Here is an 18,027-nt window from a genome sequence, read left to right on the forward strand (position 1 = left end):
TCGTTCAAGTGGCGACTCATGCTCTCAGCGCCGCCCCGAAGCGTGTATGGCTATCGGTGACGATCGCATCGACTAACTGATTGATTTCATCATCATTGAGCGTGCGCGAAGGATGCTGCCAGGTCAAGCCTAGAGCGAGCGACTTGTGACCATCGGCTACCCCCTGGCCCTGATAAACATCAAATAGACGCAAATCTGTCAACCATTCCCCAGCCTGAGCACGAATAGCGTCGAGTAGCGACTGCACATGCACACCCTCTTCCACCACGAAAGCCAGGTCGCGACGAACTTCCGGATACTTCGACAACGGTGCGAAACGCGGTAAGCGACCCGCACAGGCAGCGGAAAGCGTAATTTCGAAGACGAATACCTCAACCTTCAGGCCAAGTTCGGCACGCGTGGCAGGATGCAAAGCCCCCATCCAGCCCACCGGCTCATCATTGAGCAACAGACGAGCGCTTTGCCCAGGATGCAGCGCTGGATGCTCAGCCGCATCAAAGCGCCATGCTGCGAGATTGCCACCTAATGCCAGCAGCGCTTCAACATCACCTTTGAGGTCGAAGAAATCCACCTTGTCACGACCGCCATTCCAACCTTCCGGCAAACGTGCACCGCTAATCAGACCGCCGACCATTGGGGTCTGCTCGAGCGTATCCAGCTCACCACGGAAGACAAGACCGGTCTCGAAAAGACGAACGCGTGACTGCTGACGATTGAGATTATGGCTCAGTGCCTTGACCAGGCCCGGCCATAGTGAGCTGCGCATGACAGCCATATCACTGGATATCGGGTTGGCCAGCGCCGGCGCCACACCGTCAGGATCCAGCGCTTTCTGCTGCTCCGGTGCGACGAAGCTATAACTGATCGCTTCCTGATAGCCACGCGCCACCAACTGACGACGTAGACTCGTCAGCGGCTGAGTCGCCTCGTGGGAAGCCGCTGGCGTCAGACGTGCATTCGGACGGCTGACCGGCAGATTGTTATAGCCATGAATGCGTGCCAGCTCTTCGATCAGATCAGCTTCGATACTGACATCGAAACGCCAGCTCGGCACCACGACCTGCCACTGGCCATCGCCATCGGCACGCATCTGCATGCCCAGACGCTCGAGAATCTCGACGATCTCGTCATTCGGCAACGCCATGCCCAGCATGCGCTCGACGCTGGCTGCACTCAGCCCAACGACAGCCGCCTTGGGTAGCTCAGCATCACTGGCCACTTCAATGACAGGGCCCGGCTGGCCACCAGCAATCTCGATCAGCAAGGCAGTCGCACGCTCCATGGCGTCACGCTGCAGCTGGGCGTCCACACCACGTTCGAAACGGTGCGAGCTGTCAGTATGCAAGCCATAGCTACGTGCCTTGCCGGCAATCGTCAGCGGAGCAAAGAAGGCAGCTTCGAAGAAGATATCCTGAGTATCAGCACTCACACCGCTACCCTTACCGCCCATCACGCCCGCAATGGCCAACGGGCCATTCTCATCAGCGATGACCAGGGTATCGTCACGCAGGGCGATCTCCTGGCCATCGAGCAGCGTCAGCGGCTCTTCGGCTTTTGCCATGCGTACGTCGATGCCACCGCTCAGGCACGCCAGATCGAAGGCATGCATCGGTTGACCGAGTTCAAGCAGCACATAATTGGTGATGTCGACCACTGGATCGATGCTGCGAATGCCGCTACGACGCAGTCGCTCTTCCAGCCACAGCGGAGAAGTCGCCGCTACATTGACACCACGGACCACACGGCCCAGGTAACGCGGGCAGCCTTGTGCCGCACTGACGGTCACCGGGAAGGTGTCATCGATCACAGCTGTCACCGGCGCGATGGCCGGTACAGTCACGGCAAGGCGATTGAGCACACCCACTTCACGGGCCAGCCCCTTGACGCTTAGGCAGTCACCACGATTCGGTGTCAGATCGACCTCGATGGCATTGTCATCGAGCTTCAACCACTCACGCGCGTCGCGACCGATTGGCGCGTCTGCTGGCAGCACCATGATGCCATCAGAGGCATCATCTTCAAGGCCCAGCTCAGAGGCACCGCAGATCATGCCGCGGGATTCAACACCGCGCAACTTGGCCTTGCGAATCTTGAAGTCGCCCGGCAGCTTCGCGCCGACACGTGCGAACAACACCTTCTGACCCACCGCCACATTGGGCGCACCACACACGACCTGCACCGGCTCATCAGAACCGTCATTCACCTGGCAGACATTAAGGCGATCTGCTTCAGGATGTGCTTCGCGAGAGATGACCTCAGCCACGACGACGCCGGAAAACTCACCGGCTACCGGATCGATACCATCGACTTCGAGGCCTGCCATGGTGATCTGGTCGGCTAGCTGCTGGGTCGTCAGCTCCGGCGACACCCATTCACGCAGCCACTGTTCGGAAAATTTCATCTTGCTGTCCTGTTCCGTAAGTCCACGCCCTCAGGGCGCGATACGTGAGTGAATGCCTAGCTGAACTGGCGAAGGAAACGCAGATCGTTCTCGAAGAACAACCGCAGGTCGTTGACGCCGTAACGCAGCATCGCTAGACGCTCCACACCCATACCGAAAGCGAAGCCGCGGAAGCGCTCGCTGTCGATACCGGAGTGACGGAAGACTTCCGGATGAACCATGCCGCAACCCATCACCTCAAGCCAGCCTGTGTGAGAGCAAACGCGGCAACCATCGCCGGCACACATCACGCACTGAATATCGACTTCAGCGGACGGCTCAGTGAACGGGAAGTAGGACGGACGGAAGCGCACTTCCAGGTCATCACGCTCAAAGAAGGTATGCAGGAATTCTTCTACCGTTCCCTTGAGGTCAGCAAAGCTGACATTCTCGTCAACCAGCAAACCTTCCACTTGGTGGAACATGGGCGTATGTGTCAGATCGGAGTCGCAACGATACACACGCCCTGGACAGATGATGCGCAGCGGCGGCTCACTGGCCTTCATGCTCCGCACCTGCACCGGTGATGTGTGCGTGCGCAGCAGACGTGTGGCATCAAAGTAGAAGGTATCGTGCATCGCGCGCGCCGGGTGATGCGAAGGAATGTTCAGCGCTTCGAAGTTATGATGATCGTCTTCGATTTCCGGACCTTCCGCGACACCGTAACCAATGCGCGAGAAGAAGCTTTCGATACGCTCGAGCGTGCGTGTGACCGGATGCAGGCCGCCAACCGGCTCACCACGTCCCGGCAGGGTCACATCAATACGCTCCGAGGCCAGCCGCGCATTGAGCGCAGCAGTTTCCAACGCATTACGCTGCGCATCCAGCTCGCCACTCAGCAGCTGCTTGGCTTCGTTGATGGTCTCACCGGCCTTGGGACGCTCTTCGGGAGACAGCTTGCCCAGCCCCTTGAGCAATGCAGTGATCTCGCCCTTCTTGCCCAGGAAGCGTACCCGAACCTCGTCAAGGGTCTGGACGTCTCCGGCCGCCTGGATCGCGGTGCGTGCTTCGTCCACCAGGGTGGAAAGATGTTCCATCCGTTCAGCTCCGATCGCTTGAGTCACTGATGGGAGTCGCCCCACCATCAGCGGAAGTCGCGCCGACCATAAGGCCGGCAGGGAGAGCGTCCCGTCGACGGTGATACACGTCAGCGATCACGCTCTTGCCAAAGTCTGGCTCCTGAACAAGGAACCAGACTTATCAATATAAATGCCTGGCACACCCAGCCAGTACCACTATTCGAGAGTGCCAAACAAAAACAGGGGAAGAGCGGCTGCTCTTCCCCTGAGACGTAACACGTCATCGTAGTGCCATCTGATCAGCTCGATGCGTACACCTTGCTAGCCTTATCAAGACAGTATCCGAGGATGCTGCCAGGACATCGATGGCACCTGATCCGGTCACTTAGGCAGCTTTTGCTTTTTCAACGATGGCAGCAAAGGCAGCTTTTTCGTGAACCGCGATATCGGCGAGGACCTTACGGTCGATCTCGATATTGGCCTTCTTCAGGCCAGCAATGAAGCGGCTGTAAGACATGCCATTGATGCGGGCCGCAGCGTTGATACGCGCGATCCACAGTGCACGGAACTGACGCTTACGGACACGACGGTCACGGTAAGCATACTGGCCGGCCTTGATGACAGCCTGCTTGGCTACGCGGAAGACGCGTGAACGCGCTCCGTAGTAACCTTTGGCCTGCTTCATGATCTTCTTGTGACGGCGACGTGCGACGACGCCACGCTTGACGCGGGACATAGCGTACTCCTGATATTAAGAAAGGTAGACCGAGGTAAGGACGGCTTACAGGTTCGGCAGCATACGGCGGATGAGCGCCTTATCTGCAGCGTGAACCTGTTTCATGCCACGCAGCTGACGCTTACGCTTGGTCGACTTCTTGGTCAGGATGTGGCTACGGAAGGACTGCTTGTGCTTGAAGCCATTGGCAGTCTTCTTGAAGCGCTTGGCAGCGCCGCGGTTAGTCTTGATCTTCGGCATGAGTTTTAACTCCGCTCGGTTTCTTGAGAAAATCCAAGGCCGACAAAAACAGAATCACGCCCGCAGGCGTGACCCTGAAATGTCCGTTTTAATGCCTATGGATCACTTCTTTTTCGGCGCGAGAATCATGATCATCTGACGGCCTTCCATTTTCGGGAAGGACTCGACGACCACAAGCTCGCCAAGGTCGCCGGCGATTCGTTCCATCAGCTTGCGGCCGATGTCCTGATGCGCCATTTCACGACCACGGAAGCGCAAGGTTACCTTACCCTTGTCTCCGCCTTCGATGAAGCGAATCAGGTTGCGCAGCTTGACCTGATAGTCGCCTTCATCGGTACCAGGACGGAATTTGACTTCCTTGACCTGGATTTGTTTCTGCTTCTTCTTCTGCAGATTTTTCTGTTTCTTTTCATCGAAAAGAAACTTGCCGTAATCCATGATCTTACAGACGATGGGATCGGCATTGGAAATCTGGACGAGGTCGAGCCCTGCCTCTTCGGCTTTGGTGAGCGCTTCTTTCGTTGGCACTACGCCAACCTGCTCTCCGTCTGCGTCGATGAGGCGGACTTCGTCCGCACGAATACGGTCATTGATGGGAGCCCGCTTTTCCTGGGGGCGTCCGCGCTGATTATTCCGCTTGATCGTTGCGTCTCCGTTTGGCTGAAAATCATTACTGTCAGACTCGTTCTTCCGTCAGGTGTTCCACGAATGCTGAAACACTCATGGTACCGAGGTCTTCACCAGAACGGGTACGGACAGCTACTGCGTCAGCTTCCACTTCCTTGTCGCCTACGACGATAAGGTAAGGGACCTTCTGCAGAGTATGCTCACGGATTTTAAAGCCGATCTTCTCGTTCCTCAAGTCTGCTTTGACACGGATGTCATGTTTCTCGAGGCGAGAGACCAGATCCTTGGCATATTCTGCCTGGGAATCCGTGATGTTAAGTATGACGACCTGCTCTGGGGCGAGCCAAAATGGCATCGCGCCTGCGTGATGCTCAATCAGAATACCGAGGAAGCGCTCAAAAGAGCCGAGAATCGCGCGGTGTAGCATAACCGGCGTGCGACGCTCTCCACTTTCATCGACAAACTGGGCACTGAGACGCTCAGGCAGATTGAAGTCCAGCTGTAGAGTACCACACTGCCAGACACGATTCAGACAATCTCGTAGTGAGAATTCAATCTTCGGTCCGTAGAAAGCACCTTCGCCCGGCTGAAGATCCCATGGCAGACCGGTAGCATCAAGTGCTGCCTGCAGTCCTGCTTCAGCCTTGTCCCATGCTTCCGGCTCACCGATGTAGGATTCAGGGCGAGTAGAGAGCTTCAGTTCGACGTCTTCAAAGCCAAACTGCCGATAGACCTCAAGCGTCAGACGAATGAAATCTTCTGCCTCTGTCTGTATCTGATTATCAGTACAGAAAATGTGAGCATCATCCTGAGTAAAACCACGTACACGCATCAGACCATGCAGCGAACCAGATGGCTCATTACGGTGACAGGAGCCGAACTCAGCGAGACGCAGCGGCAGATCACGGTAGCTCTTCAGGCCTTGATTGAAGACCTGGACGTGACACGGGCAGTTCATCGGCTTGACCGCGTACTCACGCTTCTCGGACTCTGTGGTGAACATCAACTCATTGTAATGTCCCCAATGCCCGGATTTTTTCCAAAGCGAAAGATCAACCACCTGCGGCGTCTTGATCTCCTGATAGCCATTCGCACGCTGGATACGGCGCATGTACTGCTCGAGCACCTGGTACATGGTCCAGCCATTCGGATGCCAGAACACCATACCCGGTGCTTCTTCCTGCATGTGGAACAGATCAAGCTTCTTGGCCAGCTTGCGGTGATCGCGCTTCTCGGCTTCCTCAAGACGCTTGAGATAGGCCTTGAGCTGCTTCTTGTCCGGCCATGCGGTGCCGTAGATGCGTGTCAGCATCGGCTTGGTGGAATCGCCACGCCAGTAGGCGCCGGCCAGCTTGAGCAGCTGGAAGTGCTTGAGATGGCGGGTATTCGGCACATGCGGACCGCGGCACATGTCGGTGTATTCTTCATGGTGGTACAGACGAATAGTATCGCCTTCACCGATACCTTCGATGACTTCCTGCTTGTAGGGCTCGTTACGTGTCTCGAACGCGGCGATGGCCTGGTCGCGTGACACATATTCGCGCACTACATCATATTCGGTATCGATCAGCTGCTTCATGCGCTTCTCGATGGCCTCAAGATCTTCCGGCGTCACCGAGCGACCGAAGTCGATATCGTAATAGAAACCATCAGTGATGACCGGACCGATAGCCATCTTGGCATCAGGGTAGAGCTGCTTGACGGCATGACCGATCAAGTGGGCGCAGGAGTGACGAATCACCTCCAGGCCCTCTGCGTCACGCGCCGTAAGAATGGCGACGTTGGCATCTTCGGTGATCATGTCGGCGGCGTCGACTTCGACTCCATTGATCTTTCCAGCAACGCAGGCCTTGGCCAGACCAGGACCGATGGACTCGGCCAGCTGCATCACGGAGATCGGAGTATCAAAAGTACGCTGGCTGCCGTCAGGCAGAGTAACGATAGGCATGAAGAATTCCTTGCGTTCAGTGGTGGCCCTTACCAAGGGTCACGTGAAACGGATTTAGCCGAGCGCCACCGGCGTCGGCTCGAAAAGGGTGTAGCACATCACGAGTCCACGGCCCCCGTTATCCCCGGCCTACAATGCCTGGAGAGTCAGTCCTGCGTTGCCTGTAACAGCCAAAGCTGTCGCATACAATGCAAGACGCAGGAGCCATCCGGTCACGGACGAACTCGACCTTAGCAGCCTATCAGAAAAGCGTAAAGGCACTGCCAGGCGGGCCAAACTCGATCACTCACTCGCAAACGCAGACAGGGCGCCCGAAGGCGCCCTGTCTGTTTCAACATACGACGTATGGCTTACTTAACTTCGGCAAGCTCAACACGACGGTTTTCTGCACGACCTGCAGAAGTATCGTTACCGGCAACAGGCTGTTCTTCGCCGTAGCCCATGGTTTCGATACGAGCAGAGCCAACGCCTTCGGAAGCCAAGTAGGCCTTCACGGAATCAGCGCGCTTCTGGGACAGCTGCTTGTTGTAGGTGTCAGAGCCGACAGAGTCAGTGTGACCTTCGACGCGAACACGGACGTTCTCGTTGGAGACCAGCTTCGCAGCAACGCCATTCAGCACTTTCTCAGCGTTGGCAGTCAGCTTGGCGGAATCGAACTCGAAGTTCACGTCACGCAGCACGAGGTCGGCGACGCAACCCAGAGCGTTGACCTTGGCACCGGCCGGAGTATTCGGGCACTGGTCCTGGTAATCCGGCACGCCGTCACCGTCGGAATCGAGCGGGCAGCCTTTCGCATCAACAGTGACGCCTGCCGGAGTCCCCGGGCACTGGTCTTTATAGTCAGCAACGCCGTCACCGTCGGTGTCCAGCGGGCAGCCTTTCGCATCAACAGCGACGCCTGCCGGAGTACCCGGGCATTCGTCACGGTCGTTCGGCACGCCATCGCCATCGTCGTCCATGGACTTCGGAGCATCGTCAGCACACAGAAGTGCACCAGCAGTTGCGCCGCCCACAGCACCCAGAGAAGCGCCAGTGTCTTCGTCGCTATCGCCGGAGACGCTGTAACCCAGGCCGCCACCGATCAGGCCGCCGGCCAGACCGCAGACGAACGGCTGGCTGTACCAGGGCTTCTCAGCAGATGAAGACTGGGAAGCAGAGCTTGCGCAGCCGGACAGGCCAACAACCAATGCAGAACCCAGAACCAAGCCAGTCGTAGATCTTTTCATGTAAGACTCCTTCTTAACACAGCGCTATATGTAACGGGGGTGTTACGCAGCGGCTCCGAGTATAAGAGCCGAACTCGTTACGGTGAAAGGAATTTCATGCAACATCATCCCTTTAGAAGAAAGCACATGTAGGTGCGTCCTTCCAGCTCTGATCGGGTCTGTTTCCCTTGAAAACGGTACCGATCCTCATGCATACGTTGAAGGAAAACAGTGTTTTTTGCAACGTCGAAAAACTTTGACACTATCTGTATCTTTATAGAGACGCTGTAAAAGACCTGTCTCACCTCCTCCCGAGGTGTTGACGAATCAGTCCCTCGAAGAGATCAACGCCGAGCGTGATCAGGGTATCAGGAAAATCATATTGCGGGTGGTGCAACCCTGGCATTTCTTCACCAGCGCCGAGCGTAAACATGGCTGCATGGCAGTCGCGGCCTAGTACGCCAACATCTTCAGACCAACGGTGAGCATGAAGAAGCTCGACGCAATCATGCCCCAATTGTGCAGTTACCTCGCGAATCACGTCGTTTGCCTGCGGTGAATTCCAGGTCGCCTCGAAGACATCACACCAGTCGACCTCAATCCCCAATCGGTCTTCTTCTGCTTCGCTACGCGCAAGAGAAACAGCAGCTTCAGCCAGTGCTTTCATCATGTCATTGCTTTCGGTACGCAGCGTTGCCATGACTTCGGCATCTCCCGGGGATGTGCCAAAAGCCACTTCTCCGAGGCGCGCATGGATCAATGTGACCATCGCCAAGCCAGTTTCATCCGCAAACTGAAGCGGCAATCGTGACAGTCCTTGCATGATTCGACACATGGCCATTGCAGGGCTACGACCATTTTCGGGGTGTGCCGCATGAGCACATAAACCGGAAAGCCGCACGATCATGCCGCGCGAGGCACAGGTAAAGGCCTCGTCACGCACACTGACTTCACCCAGAGGACGTCCCGGCAGGTTATGACAGGAGTAGAGATAATCGGGCCTGATAGCCTGAAATGCGCTGGTACGCACGACCGCCCTCGCCCCTTCTCCCGTTTCTTCTGCAGGCTGGAATAACAACACGACCTCGCCCCGCGCGACTGGCGTTTCAGCAAGACGTTGCGCTACGCCCAGCAACCAGCTCATGTGCCCGTCATGGCCACACAGATGCCCCACATGCGGGCGACACGACGACCAGTCGCCACGCGGCTCCTCATCAATAGGCAGCGCGTCCAGCTCACAGCGCAGCATGACACGAGGGCCAGGCAAGACACCTCGGAAGATAGCCGCCAACCCATGCCCGCCGAGTCCGGTGACCACCTCGCCACCAGCCTCTTTCATCCAGCCGGAGATACAGGCAGCAGTAGCCGCTTCCTGGCCAGAAAGCTCTGGTTCGCGATGTAACGCGTGACGCAATTCCACCAGAGAGGTCCCCAGCAGGGGGAGTGTTACGTTCATGATCGCCTCACAATGATCAATAAGAGCGCACAAGGATTAGCCTCGTACCACTAGACGGCCCTGCCCAGGTCAGCAGGCACCACCGGCCGCTTGCGGCCAAGATAGTGCTGATGCCAGAAATCCATATTTTCAAGCACGCGATCAGCGGCCTGTTGAAGCGCCTCAGTGAGCGTTTCCTCGACGGCGATACGCTCCCGATCCTCAGCAAGACGCTCGCGCGGACTCAATGCCTTGCGAGCTGAATGAGTGTGCAGGTGCGCTACACGGCCATGCAGAATGCCGAAGGCAGACAACACTTCATCCTCGGCAAGCGTTGTATCGAGAATTTCGACCAGTACCTTGCAGCGAAGCCCCCCCTCGACCAGATCAATCTGCCCTGCCTGCATGGCGCGCGCGATCGTCTCGAGGCTCTCGAGGCAGTTGGCCCGCGCTCGCGTCAGCTCTTCCTCTTGCAACGCCTCTCGCTCCTTGACCTGACCACGTAGCTTGAGCGCATACACCGCGAGACCCACGATGATAATGAGCGCGATAGCGATCAAGATAATGCTGCTGCTCAAAGACATGCCTTTCTCCTGCAGAAAACAAACCACGAGTATAGGGATTGGAGGCACGACACCCAAGACAGATCATCACACAGCGGATGGCAAGCATGGCGAGCACTGGCAATAAACCTTTTTGTGACAATTCACTGCCATCAAGCATGAAAAAGCCCTATATCGTCATGGATACAGGGCTTTTAGCATCACAAGAGCGCCATTAGCGTTCGGCCATCAATGCCTCAAAGCTCGCCTTGAGCTTGAGATTCTGCGCCTGATGCGAGTAGTCACGAGCCAGATTCGCCAGTGTTTCTCCCAGCGCTTGCGCATCGCTTTCCAGCAACTGGATACAGCGCTCAGCCCATTGCTCAGCGGTAGATTCAGCTGCCATGACCAACAGCGGATGCTTATCCAGTAACTCTGCAGACCCGACCCGCGCATTCAGCAGTACCGGTGCACCACAGGCCATGGCCTCCAGCGCGACACGACCAAACTCTTCGATATGTGCCGGCAATACGAACAGATCCAATGCGCCGTAGAGCGTTTCAACCTCGGGGATAGTCGAGCGCCACAGCATACGTGCCTCTATACCGACCTCACGCGCCTGTTGCTGGTAAGGCGTGGCATTATCCTTACCGACGACCAGAAAGCGGTACCGGCCCGGTGAGGCCTGCTCCATCAGCGCCGCCATGGCCACGAAACCCGCCACATTACGCTTGGTGAAGTTACCGGAAGAGACCAGACCAATCAGGCGCTCATCATCACTGACTCCCAGTGACTCACGCTGGACGGCGCGTCCGGCACGCGCCCGCTCGGGCGTGAATTGCTCTGGATCATAGCCCGGGTAACTGATCTCGATCTTGTCACGTGCAATGCCGTAACGACTGATGAGATCTTCCCCCATCATGCGCGAATTGACCGCCACCTGACGAAACTTCCCTCCCTTGAGCACGTGATCGTGTATGGCCGCGACCTCGTGACCGTCTGGCAACTCGCGGCCATGTATGCACTGCGAGGCCAGATGCACGCAGTTGTGCAGATAGACCGTATCCGGGCTCTCGCAATCACCATGACTGATCAAGAGATTCGGCGCATGACGCTTGGACCACGCCTGTACACGACGATTGAACCAAAAGCGGCGGAAAGCACCTTTCAGCGGCCAACGCCACAAGCGCACCAGCTCGGCCCCGTGCTGACGCGAGAGCTCTGGTTTGCCACGCTCGGCCAGAATCACTACGCGATAGCCCAGCGCACGCAAGGCATCCGCCTGTTCAAACGCGTTACGGCTGGCGCCGGTATTTTTCTCGACCTGCCGAATGGCAATAGCCGCAAGCTTCTTGCCGATTCCAGACCGTCCCTCGTTCACGAGGCCTCCCGCGCGGCCAGCATGGAATCCCCACGGCCAACGGCGTAGTACATCAGGCCCGCTGCTTTCATTGCCGCAGGTTCAAACAGATTGCGTCCGTCAACGACGACCGGGAAACCGAGCTGTGCCTTGAGCCACTCGCCATCCAACGTGCGGAATTCCTTCCACTCGGTGCAGATCACCAGCGCATCTGCGCCCTTGACGGCCTGAACGTTGTCAGCCACCAGCACCAGATCATCGCGCTCACCGTAGATACGGCGGCACTCCTTCATTGCTTCCGGATCATAAGCCTGCACCTTGGCACCTGCGGCCCACAGCGCTTCCATCAGCGTGCGGCTCGGCGCATCGCGCATGTCATCGGTATTGGGCTTGAAGGCCAGCCCCCACACTGCGATGGTCTTGCCGGCGAGATCGCCATCGAAGGCGCGTGACAGCTTCTCGAACAGCGTGACTTTCTGACGCTTGTTGACGGCTTCAACAGCTTGCAGAAGCTCAGCGTCATAGCCGACCTGACTGGCAGTACGTGCCAGTGCCTGCACGTCTTTAGGGAAGCAGGAGCCGCCATAACCGCAGCCCGGATAGATGAAGTGGTAGCCGATACGCGGGTCACTGCCGATACCACGCCGCACTTCCTCAATATCCGCGCGAGCCGCTCGGCCAGATTGGAAATCTCGTTCATGAAACTGATCTTGGTCGCCAGCATCGCATTGGCAGCATATTTGGTCAGCTCTGCAGCTCGCACGTCCATGAACATCAGCTTTTCATGGTTACGGTTATACGGCGCATAACATTCACGCATGCACTCACGAACCTTCTCAGAGTCAGTACCCACCACGATACGTGCACCGCGCGTGAAGTCTTCCAGCGCAGCACCTTCCTTGAGGAATTCCGGGTTGGAGCAGACATCAAAGTCGTGCATCGCACCGCGCTCGTTCAGCACCTCGGCGATGCGCGTGGTGACACGGTCTGCTGTCCCCACTGGTACGGTCGACTTGTCGATGATGACCTTGTAGCCATCCATGAACTCACCGATGGTGCCCGCCACGGCCAATACATACTTGAGGTCGGCACTACCGTCTTCATCCGGCGGCGTGCCGACAGCGATGAACTGCAAAGTGCCATGCTCGACAGCCTGGCGGGCATCGGTAGTGAAGCTAAGGCGCCCCGCTTCGACATTGCGCAGCACCATACTCTCGAGACCCGGCTCATAGATGGGTATCTCGCCACGCTTGAGACCGTCGATCTTGGCCTCGTCCACATCCATGCACACTACATCATGGCCAACATCCGCCAGGCAGGTACCAGTGACCAGGCCTACATAGCCTGTTCCGAAGACAGTGATGTTCATGTCAGTCCTTGAGCGTTTCTGAGGGTAATGAAGGGGGTGATAGCATGATCGGCGCCGAGACATCCGATGGCGTCACGTCAGCCCCGGGAATCTTGCCCGGCACTGCAAATTCGGTGCCTTTCTCAGGCATGAAACCAGGATTTTCCAACAGCCGCGTCGTCGCCTGAACCGCCTCTTCCAGCTCCTCAGCTCCTGGAGCCAGAGGGCGAGCAAGATAATCGGACGGCAGACTCTCAAAGAAATTCAGACGACCTAGCTGATCCAATACAGGATGGCGTGCACGCGGCTGATAACAAGCCGACCAGGGTGATAGACAGGGCTTGTTACCCGAAAAATGGATTCCCATCCAATCACTGGCCAGGTAAGGAAGGTCAAAGCTGGCAAAGGGCTCATCGGCGTGAGCGCGTAATCGCGTCATTTCACGCGTCGGATTGGGCCCCTGACCTGCCTGCCACAGCCACAGGGGGATGCGGTAAGGTGCCTGACTGGGGCGATCACCACCATGCACATAGGCATCGTTGAGCGGATCATGTTCCAGTCCGTGATCCGAGAGATAAAGCACCCCAGCCGGATGTCCTTCAAGGCGCTGGAAGACACCTTCCAGTACCTGATCGGTAAAGCGAATACTGTCATCGTAAGCATCGGTCAGTGGTTTGGTGCTGTCCGGTGTCAGAAAATAACGTAGCGCTTCCGGATACTGCAGGCTCGCCGGCGGATGACTGCCATAGAGATGCAGCACAATCAGTCGCGGCCCCTTGACGTCACGCGCCAACGCCTCATCAAGCGCATCCAGCAGACCATCATCGTAATCACTCATGATGGTCTTCGCGATATCGGCGCGCCGGGCGATCGCAGTGATCCAGGTGTGCTCAGAGCTGATATCAAGCCCCTGCCGCGACAGCCATTCGGTGTGAAATCCTGCCTGATTGGCGAGCGCAATCAGGTTGGCATCCAGATAGCGCGGCGAAAAGGTACGCGGGTCGGTCAAGCTAGCCAGCATCGGTACCGCCAACACTGTTTGCGGCGCCGGTGCGATCGCCTGATCGAACACGACCAGCTGCTCGCGTCGCGCATCAAGATTGGGTGTCGTCGGGCGCGGATAGCCATACAAAGACAGCTGGTCACGCCGCTGTGATTCACCGATCACCAACACGAACACCGCATCGTCAGGTATCCGAGGGCTGCGGGTCACTTTACCGAAATCGTAGTCATCCGCCATCAGTGCCTTGAAGCGCTCCTTTTCCCACCAGGCATGCGAAGTGGTCGCCAGATTCCAGCCCGGTGACACCGCCAACATCGTGATAGGCAGCGGAACGCTCGCACGCCCCCACTGCCAGCTACCCGCCAGCAGCATCAGCATCCAGCCGACAAACATCACTCCACTACGCCTCGCCCAGCGTGAGCGCGCCAAACCTGCGCCATGGCGATTCGCCAAGGACAGCGCTAGCAAAAAGAAGCCCGGTGGCACGATAAGCGCCAGCGGAAACTTGAATAGCATCGCCATCGATTCGCTGCGACTGGTATCCAGCGAGCTCAGTGCAAACGCCAACCCATAGCGGGAATCATAGTAGACCGCACTGACGACACTGGCAGAGAGATTGATGCCTAGCGCCGCCATCAGCACTAGCGTCGACCAGCGCCAGCCACGCCTATGAACGCCCGCCAGCAGGCACGGCCACAGTAGCAAGTTGCCGATCAGGATAAGGCCGCCTTCCAGCAGCCCGTGATAGATCAGTGGCACCACGCTTGCCAACAACGACATCACGACAGTGGCAAGCAGTCCCCCTCCAACACTTGCCTGAGGGCGAACGCCAAACAGGCCATGTCGAAGACACCTGAAAGCACGCTTCACTCTGCCATCACTCGTGGCTGCATGATGTTGGCGATCAGCAGGCATAGGGCGTCCCATCAAAGCTCATGATTTGACCCACTAATACCGGGCGATTCCAGATCGAGCGCAATAGTGAGCTGATGCATGATAAATCTCACGGTAAATCAAAAGGAACGTCCACATGATTTCTGTGGCACATGATACGCAAAAGCGGCCGCGAGTGCTGATCGCGACCGCTCTAATAGACGGAAACCTGACTGCCGTCAGTACCTTACGACTGGCGATAACCATTAGGGTTATTTGACTGCCAGCGCCAGCTATCCGCCATCATGCGGTCCAGCCCCAGCTCAGCCTTCCAGTTAAGCTCATTGAAGGCCTTGTCCGGCTCCGCCCAGCACTCCGCGATATCGCCCGGACGACGCGGCGCGATGCGATACGCCACCGGACGACCACTCGCTTTCTCGAAGGCCTTGACCATCTGCAGCACGCTGTAGCCCGTCCCCGTGCCGAGGTTATAGGTATGCACACCATCACGCGCATCACCGGCTAGATAGTCCAGCGCCTTGAGATGACCATCTGCCAGATCTACCACATGAATGTAATCACGCACGCCAGTCCCGTCCGGAGTTGAGTAGTCATCACCGAACACCGCCAGCTCATCCAGACGACCCACCGCGACCTGGCTGATGTAGGGCACCAGATTGTTGGGGATGCCGTTGGGATCTTCACCAATGGTGCCAGAGTCGTGCGCGCCGACCGGATTGAAGTAGCGCAGCAGCGCAATACGCCAGCTGCTATCAGCAATCGCCAGATCACGCAGCATTTCCTCGACCATCAGCTTGGAGCGGCCGTAGGGATTGGTTGCAGAGGTCGGGAAGTCTTCACGAATAGGCGTAGAAGCCGGATCGCCATATACCGTGGCAGAAGACGAGAACACGATACGCTTGACGCCAGCGCGCGCCATCGCATCACACAGCACCAATGTGCCGCTGACGTTGTTGTCGTAGTAGGCCAGTGGTTTGGCGACACTCTCACCCACTGCCTTGAGGCCTGCAAAATGCACGACGGCCTCGATATCATGACGCTCGAACAGGCTGTCGAGCAGCGCACCATTGCGGATATCCCCCTCAACGAAAGGCACTTCACGCCCTGCAAGCGTTGCCACGCGCGCAAGAGATGCCTCACTGGCGTTGGAAAGATTATCCAGCACCAACACTTGATGGCCGGCTTCCATGAGCGCCAATACCGTGTGAGACCCGATATAGCCTGCACCACCCGTGACCAGAATCATCAATCATCTTCCTTGTGCATATAATCGTGCGATCGTCAGTCGAGCAGCGCCCAGCGCTACATCGACCCTTTTCATGGCAGCTAACCCTACCTGCCGACCTTGTGGCTCACAAGTCCACAGTGGACGACAGCGTCTGTCGCCAGACGGCAACCGGTAGCGTAGCCAGCGGAATATCGTTGCGATTGGGCATTGTCGATATTTCACCTTTCTACCTGCTCGATACCGCCAATATTGGGTAGTGAGCAGGTGCCTAATGCTGAGATAATAGCGCGGTCTCGCACGTCGGAGAAAAGCTCCCACGCCAATATCCGACAGACACCTGACCAATAACATCAATATCGCCTTACTGGCACATCGCCATCATCTATCATGACCCATATGAACAACATGATGAGGAAGTCCGTGGCTGCACGGCTTCTCTGGAGTCAACATGCCTGACCACTCTTCTGATCAGACCACTGATCGCTCAAGCGAAAGCCCTACGCCTGATTCACAACAAGCGCCCCTTGCCGCTCGTGTCGGGCTAATCCTTGGACCGCTATTCCTGCTGCTGACCTGGCTGACACCGCCACCGGGCGGCATGCCGGAGACTGCCTGGCTATGTGTGGGCCTGGCCCTGTTGATGGCGACCTGGTGGGCTACTGAAGCACTGCCTATTCCGGTGACGTCATTACTGCCTATCGTGCTGGTACCAGCGCTCGGTATCAGTGACATCAAGAGCACGACCGCGGCCTACGCCAATCCCACCATCTACCTGTTCCTCGGCGGTTTCCTGCTCGGCATCGCCATGCAGCGCTGGGACCTGCATCGTCGTGTCGCTCTACATACGCTGAAACTGGCTGGCAGCTCGCCACGCCGCCAGATCGCCGGCTTCATGATCGCGACTGGTTTCATCAGCATGTGGGTCTCCAATACCGCCACCAGCATCATGATGCTGCCGATCGGCATGTCAGTGGTCAGTCTGATGTCCAGTGGCAAGGACGAACGCGATAGTGGCGACCCGGAACTCAAGCGCTACGCTGCCGCCCTGTTACTGGCGATCGCCTACTCCGCTAGCCTGGGGGGTATCGCCACACTGATTGGCACCCCGCCCAATGCGCTGCTGGCAGGTTATCTGGCCAGTGATCAAGGCATCGAGATCGGCTTCGCCCAGTGGATGCTGATCGGTCTGCCGGTCGCGATCGTCATGTGCACCATCACCTGGTGGTGGCTGACACGCACACCCTTTACCTTCAAGGCCAATCAAGACAGCGGCCAAATGATTACACGTGAGCTAGGTGCGCTAGGCACGATGAGCAGCGCCGAGAAACGTGTGGGCATCGCCTTCCTCACCGCAGCATTGCTGTGGATGTTCCGTCCGTTGATCAATCAGGCCGGCTTCGACTGGCTGTCGGATACCGGTATTGCGATGGCGATTGGCGTATTGCTGTTCGCAATCCCCTCCGGCACGGCACGAGGGCGACGCCTGCTGGTGTGGGAAGATGCGCGTGATCTACCGTGGGGCGTGCTGTTGCTGTTCGGGGGTGGCCTGGCACTGGCCGGGGTCATCAAGAGTTCCGGATTGGCGGAGTGGATCGCCGCGCAACTGTCCATCTTCAGCGTGCTACCGCTCATCGGGCTCGTGGGCATCGTGGTACTGGTGATCATCTTCCTGACCGAGGTCACGTCCAATACCGCGACGGCAGCCGCCTTCCTGCCGCTACTCGGCGCGCTGGCACTATCGTTGGATATTGATCCGCTGCTGATCACCGTACCGGCAGCCATCGCCGCGAGCTGTGCCTTCATGATGCCAGTCGCGACGCCCCCCAATGCCATCGTGTTTGCCACTGGACACCTCAAGATTCAAACCATGATGCGCGCAGGCTTCTTCCTGAACCTGGCAGGTACCGTCGTGGTAACTCTGCTGGCCTACGCGCTTATCGTTGCCTTCTGGATGTAACGTTCAAGCTCGTCTTCTGTCCCTAAAAACGACAACACCGGACTC

At 57.5% G+C, this 18,027-nt stretch carries 13 protein-coding genes and 1 pseudogene; 1 reads left to right on the top strand and 13 read right to left on the bottom strand.

Annotated features, from left to right (window positions below; all coding sequences use genetic code 11):
- Window positions 1-16: 16 nt before the first annotated feature.
- The 13 genes and pseudogenes from pheT to galE form a co-directional block, all read right to left on the bottom strand.
- Complete coding sequence (pheT, locus tag BF12_RS0110845; protein ID WP_024952301.1) at window positions 17-2,401, bottom strand: phenylalanine--tRNA ligase subunit beta; 2,385 nt, start codon at window positions 2,399-2,401, stop codon at window positions 17-19.
- Window positions 2,402-2,457: 56 nt separating this feature from the next.
- Entirely contained in the window at window positions 2,458-3,477 is a 1,020-nt protein-coding gene (gene pheS / locus BF12_RS0110850; protein ID WP_024952302.1) for a phenylalanine--tRNA ligase subunit alpha, read from the bottom strand.
- A gap of 367 nt (window positions 3,478-3,844) precedes the next feature.
- Entirely contained in the window at window positions 3,845-4,195 is a 351-nt protein-coding gene (rplT, locus tag BF12_RS0110855; protein WP_024952303.1) for a 50S ribosomal protein L20, read from the bottom strand.
- A gap of 45 nt (window positions 4,196-4,240) precedes the next feature.
- Window positions 4,241-4,435 carry a 50S ribosomal protein L35 gene (gene rpmI, locus BF12_RS0110860; protein WP_024952304.1) on the bottom strand — a complete coding sequence of 65 codons (195 nt, stop codon included), beginning with the start codon at window positions 4,433-4,435 and terminating at the stop codon, window positions 4,241-4,243.
- Window positions 4,436-4,537: 102 nt separating this feature from the next.
- On the bottom strand, window positions 4,538-5,077 hold the full coding sequence (gene infC / locus BF12_RS0110865) for a translation initiation factor IF-3 (protein ID WP_084488080.1): 540 nt from the start codon (window positions 5,075-5,077) through the stop codon (window positions 4,538-4,540).
- A 34-nt stretch (window positions 5,078-5,111) separates the two neighbouring features.
- Complete coding sequence (gene thrS, locus BF12_RS0110875) at window positions 5,112-7,010, bottom strand: threonine--tRNA ligase (protein ID WP_024952306.1); 1,899 nt, start codon at window positions 7,008-7,010, stop codon at window positions 5,112-5,114.
- 350 nt (window positions 7,011-7,360) lie between these two features.
- Window positions 7,361-8,236, bottom strand: coding sequence for an OmpA family protein (locus BF12_RS0110880; protein ID WP_024952307.1), 876 nt, complete (start codon window positions 8,234-8,236; stop codon window positions 7,361-7,363).
- Window positions 8,237-8,516: 280 nt separating this feature from the next.
- Window positions 8,517-9,671: an amidohydrolase gene (locus tag BF12_RS0110885; RefSeq protein ID WP_024952308.1), complete on the bottom strand. Its 1,155-nt coding sequence runs from the start codon at window positions 9,669-9,671 to the stop codon at window positions 8,517-8,519.
- Between the two features lie 50 nt (window positions 9,672-9,721).
- On the bottom strand, window positions 9,722-10,234 hold the full coding sequence (locus tag BF12_RS0110890; protein ID WP_024952309.1) for a DUF2489 domain-containing protein: 513 nt from the start codon (window positions 10,232-10,234) through the stop codon (window positions 9,722-9,724).
- 193 nt (window positions 10,235-10,427) lie between these two features.
- Window positions 10,428-11,573, bottom strand: coding sequence for a glycosyltransferase family 4 protein (locus BF12_RS0110895; protein ID WP_024952310.1), 1,146 nt, complete (start codon window positions 11,571-11,573; stop codon window positions 10,428-10,430).
- A pseudogene (locus BF12_RS19690) lies at window positions 11,570-12,921 on the bottom strand (UDP-glucose dehydrogenase family protein). The gene BF12_RS0110895 and the pseudogene BF12_RS19690 overlap by 4 nt, the downstream one beginning before the upstream one ends.
- 1 nt (window position 12,922) lies before the next feature.
- Complete coding sequence (locus BF12_RS21175) at window positions 12,923-14,830, bottom strand: phosphoethanolamine transferase (RefSeq protein ID WP_024952311.1); 1,908 nt, start codon at window positions 14,828-14,830, stop codon at window positions 12,923-12,925.
- 193 nt (window positions 14,831-15,023) lie between these two features.
- Entirely contained in the window at window positions 15,024-16,046 is a 1,023-nt protein-coding gene (gene galE / locus BF12_RS0110910) for a UDP-glucose 4-epimerase GalE (protein WP_024952312.1), read from the bottom strand.
- 427 nt (window positions 16,047-16,473) lie between these two features.
- Between galE and BF12_RS0110915 the strand changes: the two genes are divergently transcribed.
- Entirely contained in the window at window positions 16,474-17,982 is a 1,509-nt protein-coding gene (locus BF12_RS0110915) for an SLC13 family permease (RefSeq protein ID WP_024952313.1), read from the top strand.
- Window positions 17,983-18,027: the final 45 nt, after the last annotated feature.

It is taken from the genome of Cobetia crustatorum, from assembly GCF_000591415.1.
Classification (GTDB): Bacteria; Pseudomonadota; Gammaproteobacteria; order Pseudomonadales; family Halomonadaceae; genus Cobetia; species Cobetia crustatorum.